Source organism: Priestia sp. ABM2_011 (genome assembly GCF_056158845.1).
This window is the reverse complement of the sequence record NZ_JBSWUB010000001.1, coordinates 4337027-4361438: the sequence shown is the minus strand read 5'-3', so window position 1 is coordinate 4361438 and position 24412 is coordinate 4337027. Positions and strand designations below refer to the sequence as shown.

General features: G+C 37.7%; 21 protein-coding genes, 1 pseudogene and 1 riboswitch. Of the genes and pseudogenes, 17 read left to right on the top strand and 5 right to left on the bottom strand.

The window, feature by feature from the left end; genetic code table 11:
• The 6 genes from ACXAE4_RS23050 (at window position 1) to ACXAE4_RS23025 (ending at window position 7186) form a co-directional block, all read left to right on the top strand.
• Entirely contained in the window at window positions 1-369 is a 369-nt protein-coding gene (locus ACXAE4_RS23050) for a response regulator transcription factor (RefSeq protein WP_028412195.1), read from the top strand.
• Window positions 359-3235, top strand: coding sequence for an ATP-binding protein (locus ACXAE4_RS23045; protein ID WP_098113730.1), 2877 nt, complete (start codon window positions 359-361; stop codon window positions 3233-3235). Before ACXAE4_RS23050 ends, ACXAE4_RS23045 begins: the two co-directional genes overlap by 11 nt.
• A 454-nt stretch (window positions 3236-3689) precedes the next feature.
• Complete coding sequence (locus ACXAE4_RS23040) at window positions 3690-4064, top strand: DnaJ family domain-containing protein (protein WP_014461362.1); 375 nt, start codon at window positions 3690-3692, stop codon at window positions 4062-4064.
• A 36-nt stretch (window positions 4065-4100) separates the two neighbouring features.
• Entirely contained in the window at window positions 4101-4907 is an 807-nt protein-coding gene (locus tag ACXAE4_RS23035) for an alpha/beta fold hydrolase (RefSeq protein ID WP_028412197.1), read from the top strand.
• Window positions 4908-4919: 12 nt separating this feature from the next.
• On the top strand, window positions 4920-5507 hold the full coding sequence (locus ACXAE4_RS23030) for a histidine phosphatase family protein (RefSeq protein ID WP_028412198.1): 588 nt from the start codon (window positions 4920-4922) through the stop codon (window positions 5505-5507).
• A gap of 359 nt (window positions 5508-5866) precedes the next feature.
• Window positions 5867-7186, top strand: a complete 1320-nt coding sequence (locus ACXAE4_RS23025; RefSeq protein ID WP_028412199.1) for an aspartate aminotransferase family protein — start codon at window positions 5867-5869, stop codon at window positions 7184-7186.
• A gap of 169 nt (window positions 7187-7355) precedes the next feature.
• Window positions 7356-7455: riboswitch (SAM riboswitch) on the top strand.
• A 243-nt stretch (window positions 7456-7698) separates the two neighbouring features.
• On the opposite strand, the gene ACXAE4_RS23020 is transcribed toward ACXAE4_RS23025, so the two are convergent.
• Together ACXAE4_RS23020 and ACXAE4_RS23015 are read right to left on the bottom strand one after the other, a co-directional pair.
• Window positions 7699-8328, bottom strand: a complete 630-nt coding sequence (locus ACXAE4_RS23020) for a hypothetical protein (protein WP_028412200.1) — start codon at window positions 8326-8328, stop codon at window positions 7699-7701.
• Between the two features lie 53 nt (window positions 8329-8381).
• A complete protein-coding gene (locus tag ACXAE4_RS23015; protein ID WP_235907397.1) occupies window positions 8382-8960 on the bottom strand; it encodes a YkoF family thiamine/hydroxymethylpyrimidine-binding protein in 579 nt (192 codons plus the stop codon).
• A gap of 513 nt (window positions 8961-9473) precedes the next feature.
• Between ACXAE4_RS23015 and ACXAE4_RS23010 the strand changes: the two genes are divergently transcribed.
• Complete coding sequence (locus ACXAE4_RS23010; RefSeq protein WP_098113731.1) at window positions 9474-10817, top strand: 5'-deoxyadenosine deaminase; 1344 nt, start codon at window positions 9474-9476, stop codon at window positions 10815-10817.
• A gap of 491 nt (window positions 10818-11308) precedes the next feature.
• Window positions 11309-12634, top strand: a complete 1326-nt coding sequence (locus ACXAE4_RS23005) for an NCS2 family permease (RefSeq protein ID WP_016763224.1) — start codon at window positions 11309-11311, stop codon at window positions 12632-12634.
• Between the two features lie 74 nt (window positions 12635-12708).
• On the opposite strand, the gene ACXAE4_RS23000 is transcribed toward ACXAE4_RS23005, so the two are convergent.
• Window positions 12709-13260 carry a shikimate kinase gene (locus ACXAE4_RS23000; protein ID WP_033578182.1) on the bottom strand — a complete coding sequence of 184 codons (552 nt, stop codon included), beginning with the start codon at window positions 13258-13260 and terminating at the stop codon, window positions 12709-12711.
• Between the two features lie 117 nt (window positions 13261-13377).
• Entirely contained in the window at window positions 13378-13551 is a 174-nt protein-coding gene (locus tag ACXAE4_RS22995) for a YvzF family protein (RefSeq protein WP_080963424.1), read from the bottom strand.
• A 199-nt stretch (window positions 13552-13750) separates the two neighbouring features.
• On the opposite strand from ACXAE4_RS22995, the gene treP reads away from it, so the two are divergent.
• The 7 genes and pseudogenes from treP (at window position 13751) to ACXAE4_RS22960 (ending at window position 21747) form a co-directional block, all read left to right on the top strand.
• Entirely contained in the window at window positions 13751-15214 is a 1464-nt protein-coding gene (gene treP, locus ACXAE4_RS22990; RefSeq protein WP_098999774.1) for a PTS system trehalose-specific EIIBC component, read from the top strand.
• 15 nt (window positions 15215-15229) lie between these two features.
• Window positions 15230-16914: pseudogene (gene treC / locus ACXAE4_RS22985) on the top strand (alpha,alpha-phosphotrehalase).
• A gap of 87 nt (window positions 16915-17001) precedes the next feature.
• Complete coding sequence (gene treR, locus ACXAE4_RS22980) at window positions 17002-17718, top strand: trehalose operon repressor (RefSeq protein ID WP_028412210.1); 717 nt, start codon at window positions 17002-17004, stop codon at window positions 17716-17718.
• 354 nt (window positions 17719-18072) lie between these two features.
• Complete coding sequence (pxpB, locus tag ACXAE4_RS22975; protein WP_033578185.1) at window positions 18073-18795, top strand: 5-oxoprolinase subunit PxpB; 723 nt, start codon at window positions 18073-18075, stop codon at window positions 18793-18795.
• On the top strand, window positions 18785-19783 hold the full coding sequence (locus ACXAE4_RS22970; RefSeq protein WP_034269752.1) for a 5-oxoprolinase subunit C family protein: 999 nt from the start codon (window positions 18785-18787) through the stop codon (window positions 19781-19783). Before pxpB ends, ACXAE4_RS22970 begins: the two co-directional genes overlap by 11 nt.
• A gap of 11 nt (window positions 19784-19794) precedes the next feature.
• Window positions 19795-20550: a LamB/YcsF family protein gene (locus ACXAE4_RS22965; RefSeq protein ID WP_108674418.1), complete on the top strand. Its 756-nt coding sequence runs from the start codon at window positions 19795-19797 to the stop codon at window positions 20548-20550.
• A 9-nt stretch (window positions 20551-20559) separates the two neighbouring features.
• A complete protein-coding gene (locus tag ACXAE4_RS22960) occupies window positions 20560-21747 on the top strand; it encodes an NRAMP family divalent metal transporter (RefSeq protein ID WP_108674419.1) in 1188 nt (395 codons plus the stop codon).
• 42 nt (window positions 21748-21789) lie between these two features.
• On the opposite strand, the gene trhA is transcribed toward ACXAE4_RS22960, so the two are convergent.
• Window positions 21790-22440 (bottom strand): PAQR family membrane homeostasis protein TrhA, encoded by a 651-nt coding sequence (gene trhA / locus ACXAE4_RS22955; RefSeq protein ID WP_013055671.1) that lies wholly within the window; start codon window positions 22438-22440, stop codon window positions 21790-21792.
• Window positions 22441-22822: 382 nt separating this feature from the next.
• Here trhA and ACXAE4_RS22950 point away from each other — a divergent pair, with 382 nt between their 5' ends.
• Both ACXAE4_RS22950 and ACXAE4_RS22945 read left to right on the top strand, forming a co-directional pair.
• Window positions 22823-23461 carry a DUF1643 domain-containing protein gene (locus ACXAE4_RS22950; protein ID WP_217916040.1) on the top strand — a complete coding sequence of 213 codons (639 nt, stop codon included), beginning with the start codon at window positions 22823-22825 and terminating at the stop codon, window positions 23459-23461.
• A gap of 101 nt (window positions 23462-23562) precedes the next feature.
• The gene (locus ACXAE4_RS22945; protein WP_475236999.1) at window positions 23563-23979 is read left to right on the top strand and encodes a hypothetical protein; all 417 of its coding nucleotides are present in this window, start codon (window positions 23563-23565) and stop codon (window positions 23977-23979) included.
• The last annotated feature ends 433 nt before the right edge of the window (window positions 23980-24412 follow it).

Below are 24412 nucleotides of genomic sequence, written 5' to 3'. Positions count from 1 at the left end.
ATGGCAAAAATTTTATTAGCGGAAGATGAAGAAGTGCTTCGTATGTTAGTGGTAGATACGCTTGAAGATGAAGGACATGAAGTGACGGAAGCAGAAAACGGCGAAGAAGCGTTGGAATTTATTAAAGAACGTGATTTTGACTTAATTATTTTGGATTATATGATGCCCGTGTTCACCGGGCTTGAAGTCATTCAGCAGCTAAAAGAAATGAAAGATAAGCGCCATACAAAAGTATTGATGCTTTCAGCTAAGAATCAAGCTGCTGATCAAAGCCGGGTGTTAGAAGCAGGGGCTGCGTATTTTATGTCTAAACCGTTTAGTCCCCTATTGCTAGCCGAACGTGTTGAGGAAATTTTAGATGAACAATAAACTAAAACGAAAAAGTATCTCAATCCAGTTCATCTTCTTAGCAAGTATCCTTTTACTTGCTTTTGCGGCGGGTTCAACTGTACTTGTTGTACGGCAAAAAGAAATTACAGCTGATTATGCCCAGTATAGGGCACAAGTACGGGAAAAGGCACAGCTGCTATCTACAATTGATAAATCAATGAACAGAGCTTTTTTGCAGGCTCGTGGGTTTATTGCATTTGATTCAGAGGATATGTATAACGAGGCTGCAAGTCAGCAAAAAAGTATCGAAGAAAATCTTGATCGACTTTCAGGTCTAGCGGCAGATAGACGTGAACGTACGTTTGTAAATGAAGCGACGGTGATGCTAAACACGTATTTTAATCAAACGCTTCCTTATTTTAAAGATATTTACGACAAAAAAGGCATTGAAGGAGTCCGCTCTAGTCCTGAGCGGAAGGCTGCTTCTAAATCAATAGAACAAATGCAAAAAGAACTTGATGACTACCAAAATGAATTAACTAAAGACTTAAATACACAGTACGATGACACGTCGAGTGACATGCAGAAAAGTCAAACGTTCTTTATTTTATTTTTAGCGTTTACAGTGGTCATTTTATTATTGCTTACACGGGTATTGCTAAATAAGTTTGTAAAGCCGCTGAGTCAGCTAGCATATACGGCAAGCGAAATTGCTGCGGGAAAAGAAATGCCTATGACATTTGATGAACATAGAAGAGATGAAATCGGTATGCTATCTCAGGCCTTTTACAAAATGGTATCGACTTTGCAAAATAACGAACAGGAGTTAACGGCTCAAAATGAAGAGCTGATTGCACAGCAAGATGAGTTGCACAGTCAGCAAGATGAACTTCAGCACGCATTGGAATTGACAAAGGAACGAGAAGGCGAGTTAGAATTGCGCAATTTATTTGTGCATGGACTAACAAATTCTCTTCAAAAGCAAGAAGTTCTCACGAGTGCTGTCACAAACATGAGCCGAGTAATGAAAGCTGATCACGGTTTTATTATGCTAACCGATGAAAAGACACATGCTTCATTTGGTCTATCTTCATCAAGTGTTCAACAGATGATGAAAAACCTTCATAATAATTACATTGATCATGTGCAAAAGACGAAAAAATGTATGGTAGTAAAAAGAGAGTGTATAGAACATGAGCGCCTATATCATCGGCAAACGTTTTATTTGTATGATGTTATCGTACCGGTGCTGTCTTCACAGGGAGATATGCTAGCCTATATGTTTTACAGCCGCTACGCGGATGAATACACAGAACATGAATTACAGACATTTGAAATATTGGCCAAACAAATTACGATTGCTCTTGAAAAAATTTATATTTACGAAGAGTCTGAGCATGACAGACTGCTATCTCAAGATATTTTAAATTCGATTCAAGAAGGAATGCAGCTTGTAGATACAAGCGGTACGATTCTACAAGTGAATACGAAGACTAGCGAATTGTTTCAATATGAGCATCAAAGCGGGCTTCTTCAGCTTTCTCGCGATCAATGGCTAGATGCTCTCTCTCAAAAAGTCGAAAATATAGAGGAGCTAAGACAATACGTTAAAGCCATTTGTAAGGGAGAGCAAGTAGAAAAGTCTTTTGTTTATTATCTGCACACGGAAGGTAAGCGAAAAGTTATAAAAGTTTATAGCGAATACGTATATCGAAACCGTCAGATGTTTGGCGTATTGTTCGTTCATCGTGATATTACGAAAGAATTTGAAGTTGATCAGATGAAGTCGGAATTTGTAAGCACTGTGAGTCACGAGCTGCGCACACCTTTAGCAAGTGTATTAGGGTTCACTGAGCTTATGCTAAACAAAACATTAAAAGAAGAAAGACAGAAGAAGTATTTAACTACTATTTATCAGGAAGCACAGCGGTTAACTTCTTTAATCAACGATTTTTTGGATGTCCAAAGAATGGAAGCGGGGAAACAAACCTACGATAAAAAGTATCAAGACATTCTGCCGCTTATTAAGCAGGTGATTGAGGTCCAGAACATACAAACAAGTAAGCATGAATTTGATATGATTTCCGATCAAGAGCATTTTACAGTAATGGGAGATAAAGATAAGCTTCTGCAATTGTTTAATAACGTAATTAGCAATGCAGTAAAATATTCGCCCGATGGAGGGAACGTTACAGTTAAAGTGTATCAAAAGGAACACGCTGTTTATATTGATATTCAAGATGAAGGAATTGGTATACCAAGTGAAGCGCTAGGACATTTGTTTACCAAATTCTACAGAGTAGATAACTCCGATATGCGCAAAATTGGCGGAACGGGTCTAGGGTTAGCAATTGTAAAAGAAATTGTAAAAGCTCATGGTGGAGACATTACTGTACAATCAGAATGGAAAAAAGGAACAACATTCACGGTTGTTCTCCCGCTTCTACATGAAGTTCAGTACGATGAAGAAATGATGATAAGTGCGAATGATAACCGTAAAAGCGTAGTGATTGTAGAAGATGATAAAAGTTTAGCGACACTTTTACAGGTAGAATTAAAAGAAAGCGGCTTTCACGTTCGGTATTTTAATAACGGAGAAGACGCATTAAACTCTATTCATCAGCAAAAGCCTGAAGTGGTTGTTCTAGATATCATGCTAGGAGAAAATAAGTTAGACGGCTGGGATGTTTTAAGGCATCTCAAAGAAAATACAGAGACAGAAAAAATTCCTATCTTAATCTCATCTGCTTTAGACGAAAGAAGCAAAGGATTAGAGCTTGGAGTGTGTGAGTTTCTGATTAAACCCTATCAGCCTAGTAAATTATCTAAAACGATTCTCCAGCTTCTTTTGAAAAAACAAGAGCATGAAGGAGAAATTATGATTCCATCAGATAAAGAAGAGTAGAAATTTGGTGAGGCTTCGTTATATGTACGGAGTCTCATTAAACGAAAAGAAAATTAGTAAAGTAATAAAAAAACATTGAAAACGCTATCAAAATGTGGTTTTATAGAAAGTAGGCATAACATGATGACCTTAGAATTACCTTTTTCCACCTCCTTACATGCGTAAGGAGGCTTTTTTGTATAAATATAGTAAGATAAGATAACAAAACCTCATGCAGAATCGTTTATTGAATTTCAGCTCGTTAACAAACTGCTCAAGAAAGTTCGTTAGTGAAAGGAGTGAAGCTCTAGAAACGATTTCACAAAGGGAGGATAGTCTCTCCAAGAAGTGAAGGTAGTTCAATTTTTATAATCATAGTATAATAAAAAATACGGTTATAAAAGCTGTGTTTTTTATACATCTTTTATATAGAAGGCAAGATTGAATTTTATATTTTCTTAAAGGAGGTCTTTCCTTGGATATTGCGTATATAATTGCTGAAGAAAGAATTAGACAAGCAATAAAAGACGGTGACTTTGATAAGCTGCCTGGGGAAGGAAAACCATTAAAGTTAGAAGATTTATCACATATACCTGAAGAACTGCGCCAAGCGTATAGGATGTTAAAAAATGCAAATATGATAAGTGATGAACAAGAGCTAAAACGAGATATGGCTACAATAGAAGAATTGATTTCTATATGCACGGATGCTAATGAAGAACAAAGGCTAACAGAGATGCTTACGGAAAAGCGTTTGCGCTTTGAGCAGCTCGTTGACAAGAAAAAGATGACAAGTTCTGCAGCTTACAGGACGTATCAGAATAAAATTTACTCCAAATTTTTTTATTAATGAGTGTAATAGACGAGACAATTGGAGGGTGAGAACTTGCGGCTGTTAATTTTATTGATTAGTATCATATTATTTATTTCGCTTTGTTTTTATATTTTTGCCCCACAAATAAAACGAGGCGCCCAATCGAAAAATGTGCCGGTTTTATTTATTCATGGCTATTTAGGCAGTCAAAAAAGCTTAGGGAAAATGATTAAACGATTTGAACAAAACGGATGGGGAACTAAAGTAGCTTACTGCGTCGTTCAAAAAGATGGAGCTATTCAGTGGAAGCACATTATGAAAGCAAAAGAGGGAAAACTCCCGCTTATTCATATCGTCTTTAAAAAGCCAGATGCCAGTATTGCACAGCAGCAAAAATGGATTGAAGCTATTATGCAAGATGTACGTGATACATATAAAGCATCTTCTGTTGATTTAGTTGGACATAGTATGGGAGGAGTAACAGCAGCAGCAGTTAGTTTGGCTAACCCTCAATATATTCAAAAGTTAGTTACGTTAGGATCGCCGATTCAAGGATTAGATTATCAGGAATTAATGGAGATGTATCCTCATGCACGCAATCATATTGAATCTATGGGGGCTCGTGATTTAGCTTTTCACTCTATGGCGTTAAACAAGCTATACGAAAGTCGTCAAGATTTCTCAAAAGAGATCGACGTTTTTTCAGGAGCAGGAGATGTGGGAGATAAGACAGATGGAGTGGTAACAGTAGAAAGTGCATACGGACTGCAAGAGTTTACCGAACACATTCATCTCCAAACGTTTCATGAAGCACATTCGGATTTACATGAAAGCTCAGAGGTTGATAAAGCTGTTTATCAATTTTTAAAACGAGATTAAAGGGGGATTACGATGCTTTACTTAATTAGACACGGCCAAACAGATTGGAATAAAAACAAACTTATTCAAGGGCATGCTGATATTCCGCTCAACGAAACAGGAAAGCAACAAGCCAAACGCGTAGCGGAACGTTTTAAAGATATCCATATTGATGTAGTCTACACAAGCGATTTGCTTCGTGCGCAGGAGACGGCTAGGAAAATTGCAGCAGCTGCTAAAGTAGAGAAAGTCGAGGTTTGTGAGCAGCTGCGCGAGCGCTCTTTTGGAGAATTAGAATCAAAGAACGTAGAAGTTCTGCATGATCTTTTGCCAAACTATGCGACAAATTGGGGAGAAGAACCTTTATATAATATTGAAACACTCGAAGCCGCTCAAGAACGGATGGTTCGGCGTTTAACGGAAATTATGAAGGAGTCTATTGGAAAGAAAGTAGCAGTTGTTAGTCACGGGGCGGCAATTAATACATTCATTCATCATGTAACAAGCGGAGAACAAGGAACAGGGACTACTATTTTACAAAATACATCGATTACAACTTTTGCTTATGAAAGTGGAAAATGGCGTCTTGAAACAATCAATGATGCCAAACATCTTGAATAAATATACTTAAAGAGGCTGTGACAGTAGTATTTTAGTTGAGGGAGGATCCAACGATTAATCGTTCGGATTTTTTTATGGTGATGGTGAACGCAGGTTTCATATATGTAAGTACTTCTGGCTGTTGATTGGAGGGAAAGGCGAAGACTCCTATGGGAAAAGCGGAAGGGGTGAGACTCCGCATATTAATTTTATATATAAATATTTATACAATTGATTTTAATAAAAATGCATAGTAAAATAAGTTTTATTACTATTCTATTAAAGCGTTTAGTATAACTGGATTTCCTAATATTGTTTAATAAGTAACTATATTTCGGAATAAGATTAATTGATTTGTATAATTTCAAGGAGGATGTAGTATGTCTAAAGATTGGAGTCACTTATTTGAAAGAATGCCTGAATTGCTAGCACCGACAATGGCTAAAGATCATCCGAATTTGCCCGTTGTGAAAGAAGAAGGATGCTATTATTATGGATTGGATGGTAAAGAATATCTCGATTTTACTTCTGGAATCGCTACGACAAATGTAGGACACAGACATCCGAAAGTAGTAAAAGCAATTAAAGACGGAGCAGATCAATTATTGCACGGTCCTTCAGGTGTGATTATGTACGAATCGATATTAAAATTAGCCGATGAGTTAGGAAAAGTAACGCCGGGCAATTTAGACTGCTTTTTCTTTGGAAATAGTGGCACAGAAGCAATTGAAGGAGCCTTAAAATTAGCGAGGCATGTTACAAAGCGTCCGTATGTTATTTCTTTTTTAGGGTGTTTTCATGGCCGCTCGATGGGAGCTTTAAGTGTTACAACATCGAAAAGCAAATATAGACAATTTCAGCAGCCTTCGGGACTGACATATCAAATTCCATATGCCAATCCAAAAGAGTGCCCTGCGGAGCTAGACAGCGATGTATACTTTACTGAAAAGCTTGAAAAAGATTTTGAAATACTGTTTAAGCACCAAGTCACGCCTGAAGAAGTGGCGGCCGTTATTTTGGAACCAGTATTAGGAGAAGGCGGCTATATTATCCCTCCGAAAAGCTGGATGAAGAAGTTAAGAGAGATTTGTGATCGTCACGGAATATTACTTATTTTCGATGAAGTGCAAACAGGGTTTGGCCGTACCGGCGAATGGTTTGCTGGCCAAACGTTTGATGTTGTACCAGATATTATGGCTATAGCAAAAGGAATTGCTTCTGGAATTCCGCTTAGCGCAACGGTAGCTTCTCAAGAATTAATGAAGCAGTGGCCTCTTGGCACACATAGTACAACATTTGGTGGGAATCCTATCGGATGTTCAGCAGCTCTTGCAACTCTTGAAGTGATGAAAGAAGAACAGCTGCTGGATAACACGAAAAAAATGGGCGCTTATGCATTAGAAAAGCTGCATCTTTTAAAGGAAAAACATTCAGTTATTGGAGATATCCGTGGTTTAGGACTTATGATTGGAATTGAAATTGTTAATCCGCATACGGGAGAAGGAGATGGAGACGCTTTATTCGAGATTTTGGACTTAGCTTTAGAAAAAGGCGTGTTATTTTATTTTTGCGGAAATGCAAGTGAAGTTATTCGCATGGTACCTCCGCTTACTGTGACAAAAGAACAGATAGATGACGGCATTCGTATGCTAGATGAGGCTATTACTTCTTTTGAGAAAAAGTCAGCTGTAAAAGCGTAATAAAAAAATATAAAAAATTTATATATTTGTAACCTAGTTGTCATAGTAATGGTAGCGATATCATAGTTTTAGAGGGAAAACAATTTTCTGAAAAGTAGTTGACATCTGTTTGTGCAGCATGTAACATAATATTTATCTTATCAACAATTATCAACAAAATTCGACAAACTTCTTATCAAGAGAGGCGGAGGGATAGGCCCTGTGAAACCTCGGCAACGGACTTTATAGAACCGTGCCAACTCCCACAAGCAGTGCTTGAAAGATGAGAAGAGACCAGGCTTACTAACAATTGTGATCCCAACCTCTTCTTACAGGCACTTAGACACTGTAAGTGGAGGTTTTAATTTTATGACAAGAATATAACATTTAGATAAAAAACAGCAGGTGAAATTACCTGCTGTTTTTATATGCTGTAAAATGATAAATAACCTACCAGAATTCCTAGTAAAAGCATCCCGGCCGTAATACCAATAATCCACCACATCATTTTTTTCATCGTTTATTCCTCATTATCAATGGATTGTAGCTGTAGATCCGCCAGAAGCGCCGGAAGCCGTACCATAAGCGGTTTGTCTTTTGATTCCAGCATTTTTAGCTGCAACTTTCCACTGCCAGTCAATTCGCCCGTAGGCTCGATTATTTTGCACCCAAGATTTTGAGCTCTTTTTTGAAATAGACACAAGGGGGTTTACGTTTTTTGTGACCACACCTCGTACACTTTTGACTGAAGTTACTGAGGAGCTTTTTGTGTAATAATCTACATACACCGTTAGTTTTGTTGTTGTAAATCCAGCTGCTTTATAAGAAGCCGTATAAGCTGCTGTTTTGAATAAAGGTGAAGCCGTTTTTGCTCCGTATGCTGCTGTACTTGCAGCTTCGACCGTGCCGCTGCTCTCTTCAATATCCATTTTGAACAGAGATGGATCCCTTAGTGATTGTACAACTTTTTGTTTTTGTTGACGCGACAGTTTTGAAAATTCATACAGTGAACTTTTATCACCTTGCCCTTTCAAGAACTGCGTGTAAGAAGCAACCGTTAAATGAGCAGGTTTTTCACTAGCCTGAACAGAGTTTGGTACGACTAATAGACATAATAATGCACCTATCAGGGAAAAAGCAAAAAACGTTCTTTTTGTAGCCATATTCATATAAATCCTTTCTAGTACTCTATCTTTATAAATAGATAAGAAGTAATTTATCGTTTTGAAGAAGGGCTGTGTGCTGACATATTAACTGTCATCACGACACGAGCTTGCTGTACAGATTTCATAAAGCATTCGTATAGAGAAGCGAATACTTTGTCCACATCTCCTTCTAAAGCTGTTGCAAAAGGCACGGTTTCGGCAAATACTCCCTGTTGTTTAACTGCGCCAATTCCGCTTTTGATGATGTCTACATAATGCGGCGTATCTAATGGATACAAAGAAAATTGAGTGGATACAGGGAACGAAGCACAAAGCTGTTGGTTTAAAGGCATGTTTTCTTTTGAGTTTATTTTTCTTTCTTCGAAATATTCTTCGTGACGCCCTGTTGAAAACGTGGCATTCAGCACAATATGCTTTTCTGATTTTCCAGCACTTTTATAAATGGCCTGTACAACTTCAAATACGTCTTTGGCAGTTCCTTCAATAAACGTACTAACACGGTCCGTTTTTCGCTGAACTTTAGACATATCCACTTCGTTTAGTGCGCTTAAAATAATATCGATGAAGTTATCGCTCATAACGGAAAGCGTAAAACGACAGCCAACATTTATTTTTTCCAAGTTAATCACCCCTAAAATATAGATTTGTAGTTTTTTAATCATACAAATCATAAAATAACTTTTCTGTTTTGTATAGAAACAGAAGATAGATTCTTTATTTTTAGTAAATATTACATAGAAGAAACGAGAATAAATTGCATAACATGAAAATTAAGGGTGTCAAGAAAAGTCACATAGTGAAAAAGAATAAAAAAACAATGTTAGAACTTCTGACAAAAAGCTGGTATATAGACTGAAAACACCATATTATAAATACAAGATCACATTATTCTCCTGCGATTTCGTATAACCTCTTGAAAAAGGGACTTGGGATTTTATCATAAATCCAACCTCCTAGCTGTATAATCAGCTAGGAATTTTTTTTACCCAAAGTCTCTATCGCCCATGAGGTTACCTGCACTTATTCAACTCAGAGCATGCACCATATATATTTAAGACCAGTGTAAGAAAGATTGCTTGAAGATGTTAGTGTTCGGTTTGAGCTAGAAATAGATAGATGTTACGAAAGAGGGGAAAGAAGGTATGACGCACACATTAATTAAAAATGCAGAGATTATTACGATGAATGAGAAGAATGATATTATTTACGGTGACCTTTATATTGTTGGAAATCGTATTGCAGCCATCGGGAAAAATCTGCATCCGGAAAAGGTAGATAAAGTCATTGACGCAGCAAATAAAACGATTGTGCCGGGCTTTATACATACTCATATTCATTTATGTCAAACGCTTTTTAGAGGGCAAGCAGATGATTTAGAGCTGCTAGACTGGCTAAAGAAGAAAATATGGCCGCTTGAAGCTTCGCATGATGAAGAATCTATCTATTATTCAGCACTGTTAGGGGTCGGTGAACTCATTCAAAGCGGGACTACAACAATTGTCGATATGGAAACTGTTCATCATACGGACTCTGCTTTTCAAGCTATATCTAAGAGTGGAATCCGAGCTCTTGCTGGAAAAGTAATGATGGATAAAAAAGGCGACGATCTGCCAAAAGCTCTGCAGGAGACAACGGCTGACTCGATTAAAGAAAGCGTAGAGCTGCTTGAAAAATGGCATAATTCAAATAACGGTCGTATTCGATACGCATTCTCCCCAAGATTTGTGCTGTCGTGTACGGAAGATTTGCTGCGTGAAGTGAGCCATTTATCAGCTGCCTATAATGTTCATGTCCATACTCATGCTTCTGAGAATCAAGAAGAAATTCGCATTGTAGAAGCTGAAACAGGTATGAGAAATATCATGTACTTAGACCATTTAGGATTAGCCAATGAGCGCCTTATTTTAGCGCACTGTGTGTGGCTAAACGATCAAGAAAAGCAAATTATTAAGAATCAAGGAGTAAAAGTCAGTCATTGCCCAGGCTCAAACTTAAAACTTGCATCGGGAATCGCAGATGTGCCCAGTTTATTAGAGCAAGGTGTATTTTTAAGCCTTGGCGCTGATGGTGCTCCTTGTAATAATAATTTGGATATGTTCAACGAAATGAGGCTGGCCGCTACGATTCATAAACCCTCTTACGGACCAACAGCCATGAATGCAAAGCACGTGCTCGAAATGGCTACAATCGGCGGAGCGAAAGCAGTTGGGCTTGAAAAAGAAATTGGAAGTTTAGAGGTTGGGAAAAAAGCGGATCTTGCCATTTTAAATTTAAATCAGCTTCATACTTTTCCATCTTACGGCGTAGACCCTATTTCCAGAGTTGTGTATTCAGCAACGCGAGGAGATGTAGAACTAACAATGGTTGACGGTGAAATTGTGATGGAGAATCGCCAGTTAAAAACCATTGACCAAGGAATTGTGCTGAAAGAGGCAAATCATTCGATAGATCGTCTTTTAAAAAGAATTCCACTTTTAATTTCGTAAGATGTAAAACGAAGAAGAGGCTGGGATAAAAGTATTTTAACAAAAGTAAAACTCGAATTATTAATCGGAGTTATTGATTAATAATTTGAGTTTTTTGTTGTCAAGGTGAACGTAGGTTTCATCTGTTTAGTTGCTTCTAGCTGTTGATTGGAGGACAAGGCGTAGACTTCTGCGGTTATTCCATTTATTTGTCTTTAGAATGGATTTATTTAGTTATGTCTCAATCTCTTTTTTGTATAAATGAGTAAAAAGAGTACTCTTGCAACAGACTAAAAAGATAAGAGAAATAAATTTTCAAAATTCCAAACTAACGGAAGATAAAAATTTTTATAATGATAGCGTTTTCCACCTTTGCATATCTACAAATTAAGACTATAATAGGACAAAAGATTTTACTTTGAAACGTAAAATCCTCCTAAATCGTGTCCTTTTTAGGACATTTGAATAGGTAGGATTTTTTATTTTTTTTTAGAAGTAGGGAGGCGCGCGTGTTGGAGCGTAACGGAATATTAGAGCGCTTGTTTAAACTATCAGAGCGCAACACAACACCAAAACAAGAAATACTAGCAGGACTTACAACTTTTATGACGGTCAGTTATATGGTAATCGTCAATCCCATTATCATGTCTGACGCGGGTATCCCTCGAGAAGCGGCTCTTGCAGCTACCATTTATGCCATTGTATTTAGTACGTTACTGATGGCTCTATGGGCAAACTTCCCGATTGTAACCGGTCCAGGGATGGGTTTAAATGCGTTTTTTACGTATTCAGTAGTATTAGGACAAGGATTGTCATGGCAAACGGCACTTGGAGCAGTTTTTATATCCGGGGTCTTATTTTTTGTTTTAACGGTAACAGGAATACGCGGAAAGATTATTGATGCCATTCCGAACGTATTAAAGTCTTCAATAGCAGTTGGAATTGGTCTTTTTGTTGCGTTTATCGGTTTGAAAAACGCTGGATTAGTTGTGGCAAACGAGTCTACTTTTGTAGGGCTTGGAAATGTCATGGATAAAGGCCCGTTACTTGCTATTTTTGGGCTGATATTAGCAGCTGTACTGATGGCTAAAAATGTAAAAGGTGCTCTTATTATAAGTATTTTTGCTACGACAATATTAGCAATGATTGTAGGAGTACAAGCAGTTCCTCATTCTCTGAAAGACGTCTTTTCAGCTACGCCGCCAAGCGTTGGAGAAACATTCTTTCAAATGGATTTAAAGGGTGCAGTTGCCTACGGCATTTTTTCAGTTGTATTTTCTTTCACCATCGTAGAATTATTTGATACGCTAGCGACATTGATTGGACTATCTAAAAAAGCAAACTTAGTAGATAAAAACGGTAAAATTCCAGGTTTAAATCGCGCGCTTGCAGCAGATTCAATTGGTACAATGGCGAGTGCTATTTTTGGAAGTACTGCGTTAAATACGTATATTGAAAATGCAACAGGTATTGCAGAAGGAGGGCGTACCGGCTTAAAGGCATTAACGGTTGCCATCTTATTTATATTTACCTTGTTTTTTGCACCGCTTATTCAATTTATCCCAAGCGTTGCTACTGCTCCAGCACTCATTATTATTGGTTCGCTTATGCTAAGTGACATTCGAAACGTTAACTTCGACGATTTCACTGAAGTTGTTCCCGCTTTCTTAACAATTGTCATGATGCCGTTAACCTACAGCATTGCAGAAGGGTTAGCATTCGGCTTCATTTCATACACAGCGATTAAACTGTTTACAGGACGCCATCGCGAAATTCATTGGATGATGTATGTAATCACCATTGCCTTTTTTATCAATTTTTATATGAGTTCCCATTAGGAATGAAAAAAGACGTAGCATTAAGCTACGTCTTTTTTTGTAAAGGCTTGTTAAGGGAACAAACCTTTATTTCATTAAGGTTGATAAATATCCCAAGCTGTTTTTAATGAATCAACGATATAGTTAGCTACTTCTTCGATATCCAAATTATCAGTTTCAACTTTTGAATGGTGGTTTGAGTAGATAGCTTGACGGTCGTAAAATAGCTTTTCAATATCTTCTAAGCTTCTTCCTTGTAAAACAGGACGGCTATCAATGATCAAACTAATGCGTTCTTTCCAAGAATCCCAAGACAAATCTAAAAAGAATACGATGCAGTTGGATAAACAAATCTCTTGAATTTCTTCTTGTAAAAAAGCGCCTCCCCCTAAAGAAATGATTTTTAAGCGCTGCTGTGAAAGTCGACTTATTACTTCTTTTTCTTTTTGTCTGAAGAAAGTTTCACCGTGCTCTTTAAAAATCTGAGAAGTAGGCATATTAAATTCTTTTTCGATTTCTTGATCTATATCAACAAAATCTCTATACAATTTTTTGGCAACCATTTCTCCAATAGTTGTTTTTCCTACCCCCATAAAGCCGATAAACACAATACTTTTCTCTCTAAGAGATATGTCGTTATATGCCATTTTTAAGCCTCTTTCTGATTTTTAAATACAAATCGGATGTTATAGTAAATACTGAAATTATAATATAAATCCTTTAGTTTGTAAAAGCTACTATTCTTCTCTGAAATAAAGCAGAAATTATTTTTTAGGATGCATAGAAAGATACACCCGAGTATCTTTTTTGTGCTCATATTTTGGATTAGCGCTTCGCGTATATTCTTTTGACTGATGTTCTATATGGTAGTTCTGTTCAAATTGTTTGATTACTTCATTAATTTCTTCTTGTGTTCCCATTAATCTTACTTGCAGCATTGTAATGTCTCCTTCCATACACTTTGCTTTTTGACTATATCATGAAATGAAAAAGAAGTAATTTTATTTTTGTTGACGAACTTGTATATACAGGTTAGAATAAAAACATAAAACTTGTATATACAGGTTTGTGGTGAGATTTATATGGGGGATAGGAGATACAGGAGTGAAATGAAAGCGGAAACAAGGGGGAAAAGACATGAATCGAGAATCTGTTGAACGCATTGTAGAAGCCGTTGGCGGAAAAGAAAATATCTCTGCTGCAACGCACTGTGTAACGCGCCTTCGACTTGTTTTAAAAGATGAAGGTAAAGTCAATCAACGTATGCTAGATGAGCACGAATTAGTAAAAGGATCTTTTTCTACAAACGGCCAGTTTCAAGTTGTCATTGGTCAAGGCACGGTGGATAAAGTATATAAAGAAATGGTGGCGCTTACAGGTATAGGCGAGCTATCAAAAGAAGAAGTGAAAAACGAAGCGGCTAAAAACTTAAATCCGCTGCAGCGCGCAATAAAAACATTAGCTGACATTTTTATTCCTATTTTACCGGCCATCGTAACCGCGGGTTTATTGATGGGAATCAATAATGTACTAACAGGAGCCGGAATTTTTTACGATGATAAATCAATCGTAGATGTTCATACACAGTGGAAAGACTTCGCAAGCATGATTAATTTAATTGCGAATACGGCTTTTGCCTTTTTGCCAGCTCTTATTGGGTGGTCAGCTGTTACGCGTTTTGGAGGAAGTCCTTTATTTGGAATTGTCCTTGGGCTCATGCTTGTACATCCTGACTTGCTAAATGCTTGGTCTTACGGAGAAGCATTAAAAAAAGGAAGTATTGATACGTGGAATTTATTTGGCCTGCATGTTGAGAAAGTAGGCTATCAAGGACAGGTTTTACCCGTGTTAGTTGCTTCATTCGTCTTGGCAAAAATCGAATTATTCTTACGAAAACGCATACCGGATGGATTTCAACTTTTGATTGTAGCACCTGTAGCTCTTTTAGTAACAGGGTTTCTCGCTTTTATTGTAATTGGTCCAATTACATTTGCAATAGGAAATGTTATTACAGATGCAGTTGTATGGCTGTTTAAAACGGCTCCATTTATTGGAGGGCTTGTATATGGAGGTTTATACGCTCCTCTTGTTATTACAGGGATGCACCATACATTTTTGGCCGTAGATTTACAGCTGATTGGAAGCGTAGGGAGTACGTTCTTATGGCCAATGGTAGCATTATCGAATATTGCACAGGGCTCTGCGGCTTTCGCGGTAATGGTTCTTTCAAAAGATGATGAGAAATTAAAAGGATTATCTTTAACGTCAGGGGTTTCAGCGTGGCTTGGCATTACGGAACCTGCAATGTTTGGTGTGAATTTGCGTTTTAGATTTGCTTTTATTTCTGCAGTGATTGGTTCAGCTATTGCCGGTGTTGTCATATCTGTAGCCGGAGTGAAAGCAGCGTCGGTAGGAATTGGGGGTATACCAGCTCCGTTATCAATTGTTCCACAGAGCTGGCCGCCTTTTATTATTGGAATGGTTATCGTAATCGTTGTGCCGTTTCTTTTAACGTTAACGCTCGGAAAGCTTCAGAAAAAATCAACCGTTACATCAACGGTTGTGGGTACAGACTCATTTCAACATAATTCTAAGAATTAAATGGTGGTGTTAAAGATGCAAGAACCTTGGTGGAAAAAATCGGTTGTTTATCAAATTTATCCAAAAAGTTTTTATGATACGACTGGAAACGGCGTGGGTGATATAGCTGGCATTATTGAAAAGTTAGATTATTTGAAAAAGCTCGGGGTAGATGTTCTGTGGCTAACGCCAATTTATAAATCACCACAGCGGGATAATGGATATGATATAAGTGATTATTTTGTTATTCAAGAAGAATACGGAACAATGGAGGATTTTGATCTTTTAGTAACAGAAGCGCATAAGCGGGGTCTTAAAGTCATCATGGATATTGTCGTTAATCATACATCAACTGAACATGAATGGTTTCAAGAAGCTAAAAAATCGAAAGATAACCCGTACCGAGATTTTTATATTTGGAAAGATCAAAAAGAAGATGGAAGTGCTCCGACGAATTGGGTTTCAAAATTTGGGGATCCGCGTGGGAGCATGATAACCTCACAGAACAATCGTATCTGCATTTGTTTGATGTTACGCAAGCGGATTTGAACTGGGAAAACGAGCGTGTGCGCCGCAGCGTGTATGATATGATGACGTTTTGGTTTGAAAAAGGAGTAGATGGATTTCGTCTGGACGTTATTAATTTAATTTCAAAAGATCAGCGTTTTTTAGATGATGACGGTTCCGTTGCACCAGGAGATGGCCGGAAATTCTACACCGACGGTCCTCGCGTGCACGAATATATGCGGGAAATGAATCAAGAAGTTTTTTCAAAATATGATAGTATGACCGTTGGAGAAATGTCGTCCACAACCGTTGACCACTGTATTCAGTACTCTCATCCGGACCGACGCGAGCTTAGTATGACGTTTAATTTTCATCATTTGAAAGTCGATTACCCGGATGGAGAAAAGTGGGCCCTAGCAGATTTTGATTTTATTAAATTAAAAGAGATTCTATCAACTTGGCAAACGGAAATGAATAAAGGTGGGGGATGGAATGCATTATTTTGGTGCAACCATGATCAGCCTCGCGTTGTTTCACGCTATGGAGACGACGAACTCTATCATAATAAATCTGCTAAAATGCTCGCTACAACGATTCATTTGATGCAGGGAACGCCTTATATCTATCAAGGCGAAGAAATAGGTATGACAAACCCGAAGTTTTCCTCTATTGATGAATATAGAGATGTGGAGTCATTAAATGTGTATGAAATAAAACGTGCACAAGGAATGGACGAAAATGAAATTTTGGAAATTTTAAAACATAAATCAAGAGATAATTCCCGTACACCGGTGCAATGGAACGATAAGCCGAATGCAGGTTTTACAAAAGGAAAGCCATGGATTCATCCGGCCGATAACTACCGTAAAATTAATGTAGAAAAAGCGTTAGAGGATAAAGATTCAATCTTTTATTTTTATCAAAAGCTTATTGCACTGCGCAAGCAGTACGAGATTATCACCTATGGAAACTATGAATTGATTCTTGGAGAAGACGAGCAGATTTTCGCTTATATCCGAAATGGAGCAGATGAAAAGCTGCTCGTGATAAATAATTTCTACGGCAGCGAGAAAATTTTTGAACTGCCAGAAGATATAACTTTTGAAGGATATCATAGTGAAATATTGCTGTCTAACTACGAAGATTCATCAAAGGAATTCAAGCGAGTCTTACTTCGGCCGTATGAATCAATCGTGTATCATTTAAAAAAATAGAGAAAAAGTGAAAAGAACGATGGGTGACAATCTATCGTTCTTTTTATACAATTGGGTATATATAGAAAGTAAAATAGGTGATGGCAATTGAAAGAAAATAAATTTATCAGCATTTACGAACAGTTAGTCGATAAAATTAAACGCGGTGACTGGCGTCCTAATACAAAACTTCCTTCTGAAAATGAGCTTGTTGAACAGTATCAAACGTCTCGTGAAACGATACGGAAAGCGTTAAATTTACTCTCGCAAAATGGGTACATTCAAAAAATGAAAGGAAAAGGTTCTTTTGTATTAGACGTATCACGCTTTGATTTTCCAGTATCAGGACTTGTTAGCTTCAAAGAAGTCGCGGAAAAGCTAGGACATACGTCGACTACTATTGTAAAAGAGTTTGAATTAATCAAGGCTGATCAAGATTTGTGCACACAGCTTGGCGCAACGAAAAAAGATCTCATATGGAAAGTAGTTCGAGCACGTGAAATCGATGGAGAAAAAATTATTTTAGATAAAGATTTTTTTCATAAAAAATATGTTCCTCACCTCACAAAAGACATATGCAAAGGCTCTATTTATGAATACTTAGAAAAAGATCTTGGGCTGAAAATCAGCTTTGCTAAAAAAGAAATTTCCGTTGACGAGCTGACGGACGAAGATAAATGTTACTTAGATTTGAAAGACTATGAACATATTGTGGTAGTAAGAAACTATGTGTATCTAGAAGATGCAAGCCTTTTTCAGTATACGGAATCACGTCATCGTCTTGACAAGTTTCGTTTTGTGGATTTTGCTCGCAGAGGTATATAATGGTTCACTGCCCATGAGTTTTTCCTTTTTGTAGATGTTTACAAAAAACTGCTTTGGTATAAAAAACAAAGCAGTTTTCTTATGAGGAAAACTGAAAAAACGTGATCCTTTTGACGATAAAATTCTAAAAAGGTTGAATTTTTATTTAGAGTTTGTTTTAGTAGAACATAAGATTATTTTATATTTGTATAATGTTATTCATACGGTATACAGATTTATTGATTTTTTTTTATTAGATATATAAGAAAATGTTATTTGAAAATGGTAACTTCATTAGTAATTCTAATAAATCTGTCTAACTACAGCATTAAAGGGAGCTGCTCAAACAATACTAAGTAAAAAGGAGGAGACGGAATGAGTAACGATTATCGACTTTATCCTCTTGGTGATAGCGGCATTGTCGTTTCATTTGGAGACGAAATTAATTTCGGTATACATAAACGTATTCAGCAATTTACTGAGGTGCTAGAGCAATCATTATGTAAGGGAATGATTGAATATGTGCCGGCTTTTACGACGGTTACAATCTATTATGATCCTTGGATAATGAGTGAAAAAGGAAGAAGAAATCCTTACACAGCAATATCTACATATATTGAAGAACTGCTTTTCCACCAGGAAGAAAAATCTGAAGCGGTCGCTAGACAAATTGACATTCCGGTGTGTTACGGAGGAAAGTACGGCCCGGACTTAGAGAGAGTAGCTGCTTTTCATTCATTAACGCCTGATGAAGTTATCTCCATTCATACAAATGGAGAATATTTGGTGTATATGATAGGCTTTGCTCCTGGTTTTCCTTACTTAGGAGGGATGAGTGAAAAAATTGCGACTCCAAGGAAAGAATCACCGAGAAACAGCATCCCAAAAGGGTCAGTTGGCATCGCAGGAATGCAAACCGGCGTGTACCCAATTGAAACACCTGGAGGATGGCAGTTAATCGGGCGTACTCCTCTTACACTATTTAACCCAGAAAAAGACTCGCCAAGCTTACTTCAAGCAGGTGATCGTATCCGATTTGTTTCCATTTCTGAAACGGAATATGAAGCACAAAAGGAGGTGGATGAAGATGAGTATTAAAGTGATGCGTCCTGGTTTATTAACAACGATTCAAGATATCGGCAGACATGGATATCAAAAGGACGGCATGATTGTCAGCGGGGCAATGGACAAAGTTGCTTTAAGGATTGCCAACTTATTAGTAGGAAATCAAGAAAATCAGCCGGTTATTGAAATTACGTTAATGGGACCAAAAATTGAATTTCAGCAAGATGCTTTAATTGCCCTGACAGGAGGGGATTTATCGCCAACTGTTAATGGTGAAGCCGTAAAGATGTGGCGGCCTTTATATGTAAAAAAAGGGAGCGTGCTGCAGTTTGGTGTTCCGACTTTAGGTTGCCGTTCTTATTTATCGGTTTCCGGTGCCTTTAACGTTCCTGCAGTTATGGGAAGTACATCTACTTCGCTTCGCGCTCGGATAGGAGGGCTACACGGTAAAGCATTACAGTCAGGAGACGAAGTATTAAGCCATCCTCCTACAGAAATAGGGGAAGCAATTATAAAGAAACTGGTGAAAAAGCAAACGGACCGCTCTTTTCAGCAGGCTTTTTGGACCATTCATCCTAAACTTCTTCCTTCATACGAGACGCCTATTATCCGCACAATGAAAGGTGCGGAATTTGATTGGTTTACGAAAGAAAGTCAACAACATTTCTTTAATCAAGAATTTGACGTTACGCCGCAATCTGACCGAATGGGCTATAGGCTAAAAGGGAAGAAACTAGTCCTTCAGCAGGAAAAGGAACTGCTTTCTAGCGCTGTGACGTTTGGTACAATTCAAGTACCAAAAGAAGGACAGCCCATTGTTTTATTAGCAGATCATCAAACGACAGGAGGATACCCTAGAATCGGGCAGGTAGCAACTGCCGATTTTTCGGCGCTGGCACAAGTTTCTCCAGGGCAAAAGGTTTCTTTTCAATTCGTTTCACTGGATGAAGCGCAGCATTTATATATGGAGCAGGAAAAGAAAATCAATCATATTAAAAGAGCACTTCGAATGAAAATATAAGGGGGAAGAAAATGGCTACCGTTGATTTGAACTGTGACTTAGGGGAGAGCTTTGGGAACTATAGCTTAGGAAATGATAAAGAAATTTTACGCTATGTAACGTCAGCAAACATTGCCTGTGGCTTTCATGCCGGAGATCCTTCTGTTATGAGAGAAACAGTAAAGCTGGCTTTGAGTGAAAATGTGGCGATCGGCGCGCACCCCGGATTGCAAGATTTAGCTGGATTTGGACGTAGATATATGAAAATTACGCCTCGAGAAGCTTATGATTTGATGGTGTATCAAATGGGGGCTCTTTCAGCTTTTATACGTGCAGAAGGAGGGGCCCTTCATCATGTGAAACCTCATGGCGCTTTATATAATATGGCTGCAGGGGATCGAGATATAGCTAAAGCTATTGCTGAAGCTGTTTATAATGTTAGTGAGGAAGCTATTCTATATGGTCTTGCTGGAAGTGAATCGATTAAAGCTGGAAACGAAATCGGCTTGCTTACGTCTCAGGAAGTATTTGCAGATCGAACCTATCAACAGAACGGCATGCTGACGCCGAGAAACGTTGAAAACGCCGTGATTCAAGATGAGGAAGCAGCTATTTCTCAAGTAATTAAAATGGTCAAAGAAAAGAAAGTATTCACTGTGCAAAATGAAGAGATTCCGATTCAGGCAGATACCGTCTGTATTCATGGAGACGGTGCACATGCTGTTGAATTTGCCAAAGCTATTTGTGACAAGCTAAAAGAAGAACAAATCATTATTCAACCACAATGAGGTGACATCATGAAAAAAGAACGCAACTGGAGCGTGCTCCTCGGAGCAGCATTTTTAATGGCTACTTCAGCAGTGGGTCCAGGTTTTTTAACTCAAACAACGGTCTTTACACAAGCTCTCGCCGCAAGTTTTGGTTTTGTCATTTTACTGTCGATTTTATTAGACATTGGCGTTCAGCTAAACGTATGGCGTATTATTGCCGTCTCAGAAAAAAGAGCACAGGATATTGCTAACAGTGTTTTCCCAGGTCTCGGTTTATTTATTGCTATTTTAATTGTAATCGGAGGCTTAGCATTTAATATTGGAAATGTAGGAGGAGCGGGTCTTGGCTTCAATGCGCTATTTGGTATTTCTCCTAAAGTTGGTGCAGTCATTACAGCCATTGTTTCTATTGCCATCTTTTTAGTCAAAGAAGCCGGAAAATTAATGGATCGTTTTGCTCAATTAATGGGCGGAATATTAATTATTTTAATGGTGTATGTTGCGGTTTCTTCCGCTCCGCCAGTAGGAGAAGCGGTATCTAAAACATTTTGGCCGGATCACATTGACGTAATGGCGATTGTTACTCTTGTAGGAGGAACGGTAGGAGGATATATTACATTTGCAGGAGGTCACCGTTTATTAGATGCAGGAATCAAAGGAAAAGCCGCGATTCCGGAAGTAACAAGAGGAGCAGTATCCGGCATTACGATCGCTTCGATCATTCGAATTTTTCTATTTTTGGCGACATTAGGTGTGTTGAGTCAAGGGTTAAAACTGAATCCCGATAATCCACCAGCCTCTGTTTTTCAGTTAGCCGCAGGGGATATTGGCTATAAATTATTCGGTGTCGTCATGGCAGCAGCGGCTATCACTTCAGTTATTGGTTCGGCATATACATCGGTTTCCTTTATTAAATCCTTCAGCAAAAGGATTGAGAAATATGAAAACTGGATTATCATTGCATTTATTACGATTTCAACCCTGGTTTTCTTAACGATTGGTCAGCCGGTCACGCTACTCATTTTAGCTGGAGCATTAAATGGGTTAATCTTACCTATTACACTCGGTACGATGCTTATAGCGGCGTATAAAAAGAAGATAGTAGGGGATTACAAGCATCCGACTTGGCTTACCGTTTTTGGCGGTTTTGTGGTCGTTATTATGGCTGTGCTAGGAGTCTATACGCTTGTGACTCAAATGGCAAAACTGTGGTAAGAAATTCTATAACCAATTAAAAAAGGGCCTTCTGGCCCTTTTTTAATTGGTTATAGGCAATACATATAAAATGATTGCTAAAAAGTGAAGTACGGTTCCGCCAAGAACAAACATATGCCAAATCATATGGTGAAAACGAAATCCTCGCCATACGTAAAAAACGGCTCCGATTGTATACAACACGCCTCCAACTACAAGAAGGACAATTCCTTGATGGGCAATGTTTTGAGTTAACGAATCCCACGCAAACACAATCATCCATCCCATAAATACGTAAAGAATGGTGGAAATAAAAAGGAATTTCTTCACAAAAAAAGCTTTGAATACAATTCCTGCAAGAGCGATGCCCCATACAATTCCAAAAAGTGTCCAGCCGGTGGTTCCTTTTACTGCGATAAATAAAAATGGAGTGTACGTACCGGCAATAAACAAATAAATAGAAGAGTGGTCAAATATCTCAAAAAGATCTTTTACCTTACCTTCCGGAAAGCTATGGACAAGCGTAGAGGAGACATAGAGAAGCAGCATGGTTACTCCGTAAATAGTAAAACTGATAACATGCCAAGGCGTTCCTTCTAACGAAGAAAGTACGATTAAAAGCGTTAATCCCACAATGCTGAGTACGGCTCCAACGCCGTGTGTAATCGCATTTGCAATTTCTTCTCCTCTTGTAAATGTGTGTGTAGTAGCCATTTACAAAATCCTTTCTTTACACAAATTTATCTTCTATTTTCTCAGAGGATCAGTTTTGAACATACCTGCTGAGAAAAAATCCGTAACGGTCAAAAACATGAGTGAAAAGTTCATTGGTTATTTCTTTATTATAGACCATTCTTTTGATTTTATCTATTTTGACTGGAGGTCCGAAAAGAGGAAAGATGTATATGTGAATGTTCACTAGCTGTAAAAAGCATGTATAGAAGAAAAAAATGCTTTTTGAAAAAATGGCAGAAAAGTTGTCATGAAGGCATGATTTTGAAATACATATAAAATAAAACTTTTAACAGTCAAGGTTACGATTACTGCTTAGCTCATTTGCAATAGATAAGTAACAAGATTGTAAGAAGGCAGGGGGATGGAAGCAGTGAAAAAAGAAGTTATTTTTGATGAAACAGGCACATACAAATATTCTCTATTATGCAAATGGAGTGAAGTAAACGAACGTAAACTTACGTTTATCTTGTCCTTTCCAGAAAATACGTATGAATACAGCGATGATACAGCTGTATCCAAATGCATAGAACTGGCGCAAAAGTGGGGATTTGGAGTTTTAGAAATCGTTTATTTATTCAGCTATCAAACCGATCATGTTTCGTTTTTACGCATGCTTTCAAAAGAAGAAGCTGTTGGAACAAGAACAGGTGAATATATTCAAAAGGCTGTGGAAGATGCTGAACTAGTTGTGGTAGCTTGGGGTGATCATGGAAGCATTTATAACCGACAAGAGGAAGTAGAACGCTTTTTGAAACACAAGCCGGTATACTGTTTTGGAAAAACGAAGCAGCAATTTCCTCGCCATATTTTATCCGTCGTGCACCGTACAGAATTACAGAAATACGAAGTGCCGGCTAATCGTGAAGAGTCAGAAGAAGTTTCTTCGTTTATTGAAGACATAGATCAAAGTTTTGGTGGAGAGGATTATTCTCCAATTAAACAACTAACAGAAGAAGAACCGCTTATGTTTATTGAAGACATTGCCAGTATGTATCGATAAAAAGGAAAAGCGAGGTTTATATTCCTCGCTTTTTCGTTAGTATAAAACACCAAGTTTTGTCATATGGTTGTATCAAGAAGCGTGTGTGAAGGGGGAACTTTATGAAGTTGAATGAAGTACTGCACCGCATCACAACTATTTACAATGAGTTAGAAGAAGAGTGCTTTCAATATATAGGGACTGTGATCAATGAAAATGCAGAGCTGGATATTTCTCGTCTAGAAGAATTAAGTACGCTGTTAAACTTCGTATATGAATGCTCGCAGGATGTATTAGTAGGTTCTATTTTAACAAAATTGGATTATGGACAACCCATTTATCAATTTGCTATGTTAAAGCCTATTTCCCTTGAAGGAAATGAAGATAAGTTAGATATTTTATATGAAGAAAAGGTAAAAGTAGAAAGAGCGATTCTAGATGTGTATACAGCTCAGCGAAAGAAGTTATTGACTCAAGCAGCTGAAAAGAACTGCACTACGAGCTGCAGACCTACGTGTATGCTTGCAACATATAAGTGAATCTGTTGAAATAGCAAGGCATATATACAAATAAAAAGGAACATGTTAGGATAAGTAAAAAGAACTCCTAATCAAAGAGTTCTTTTTATTGTAAAATATATGATTTTGAACTAGTCAAGCATAAAGACGGTGGTAATGGCAGTTACCCTTTTCTTTGTGCTTTTTTTATCCGATTGTGTTGATGATGCTGCTTACTGCGTTAAAAAAGTTCATAAGTACCTCGTTTAGCATGTAATATGCCTCCTCTCTTACTCAATATGTACAATCAAATTATCCAATTGTGTTAATGATGCTGCTTACTGCGTTAAATAAGTTCATTAAAACGTCGTTGAACATGTTTGCAACCTCCTTTATGATAGATTCATATAGTAATACGAGAAAACATAAAGTTTGGATCACATTTTTTTAATGTTTTTTTAGAAAAATAGTTAAA

What these genes read in the sequence shown, in the direction of transcription:
- ACXAE4_RS22960 (WP_108674419.1), top strand. Translation starts at nt 20,560, where the DNA reads ATGAAAAAAGAACGCAACTGGAGCGTGCTCCTCGGAGCAGCATTTTTA.
- ACXAE4_RS23000 (WP_033578182.1), bottom strand. Translation starts at nt 13,260, where the DNA reads ATGGCATATAACGACATATCTCTTAGAGAGAAAAGTATTGTGTTTATC.
- ACXAE4_RS23030 (WP_028412198.1), top strand. Translation starts at nt 4,920, where the DNA reads ATGCTTTACTTAATTAGACACGGCCAAACAGATTGGAATAAAAACAAA.
- ACXAE4_RS23020 (WP_028412200.1), bottom strand. Translation starts at nt 8,328, where the DNA reads ATGGCTACAAAAAGAACGTTTTTTGCTTTTTCCCTGATAGGTGCATTA.
- ACXAE4_RS22965 (WP_108674418.1), top strand. Translation starts at nt 19,795, where the DNA reads ATGGCTACCGTTGATTTGAACTGTGACTTAGGGGAGAGCTTTGGGAAC.
- ACXAE4_RS23025 (WP_028412199.1), top strand. Translation starts at nt 5,867, where the DNA reads ATGTCTAAAGATTGGAGTCACTTATTTGAAAGAATGCCTGAATTGCTA.
- treP (WP_098999774.1), top strand. Translation starts at nt 13,751, where the DNA reads ATGAATCGAGAATCTGTTGAACGCATTGTAGAAGCCGTTGGCGGAAAA.
- ACXAE4_RS22970 (WP_034269752.1), top strand. Translation starts at nt 18,785, where the DNA reads ATGAGTATTAAAGTGATGCGTCCTGGTTTATTAACAACGATTCAAGAT.
- ACXAE4_RS23010 (WP_098113731.1), top strand. Translation starts at nt 9,474, where the DNA reads ATGACGCACACATTAATTAAAAATGCAGAGATTATTACGATGAATGAG.
- trhA (WP_013055671.1), bottom strand. Translation starts at nt 22,440, where the DNA reads ATGGCTACTACACACACATTTACAAGAGGAGAAGAAATTGCAAATGCG.
- ACXAE4_RS23045 (WP_098113730.1), top strand. Translation starts at nt 359, where the DNA reads ATGAACAATAAACTAAAACGAAAAAGTATCTCAATCCAGTTCATCTTC.
- ACXAE4_RS22995 (WP_080963424.1), bottom strand. Translation starts at nt 13,551, where the DNA reads ATGCTGCAAGTAAGATTAATGGGAACACAAGAAGAAATTAATGAAGTA.
- ACXAE4_RS22950 (WP_217916040.1), top strand. Translation starts at nt 22,823, where the DNA reads ATGGAAGCAGTGAAAAAAGAAGTTATTTTTGATGAAACAGGCACATAC.
- ACXAE4_RS23050 (WP_028412195.1), top strand. Translation starts at nt 1, where the DNA reads ATGGCAAAAATTTTATTAGCGGAAGATGAAGAAGTGCTTCGTATGTTA.
- pxpB (WP_033578185.1), top strand. Translation starts at nt 18,073, where the DNA reads ATGAGTAACGATTATCGACTTTATCCTCTTGGTGATAGCGGCATTGTC.
- ACXAE4_RS22945 (WP_475236999.1), top strand. Translation starts at nt 23,563, where the DNA reads ATGAAGTTGAATGAAGTACTGCACCGCATCACAACTATTTACAATGAG.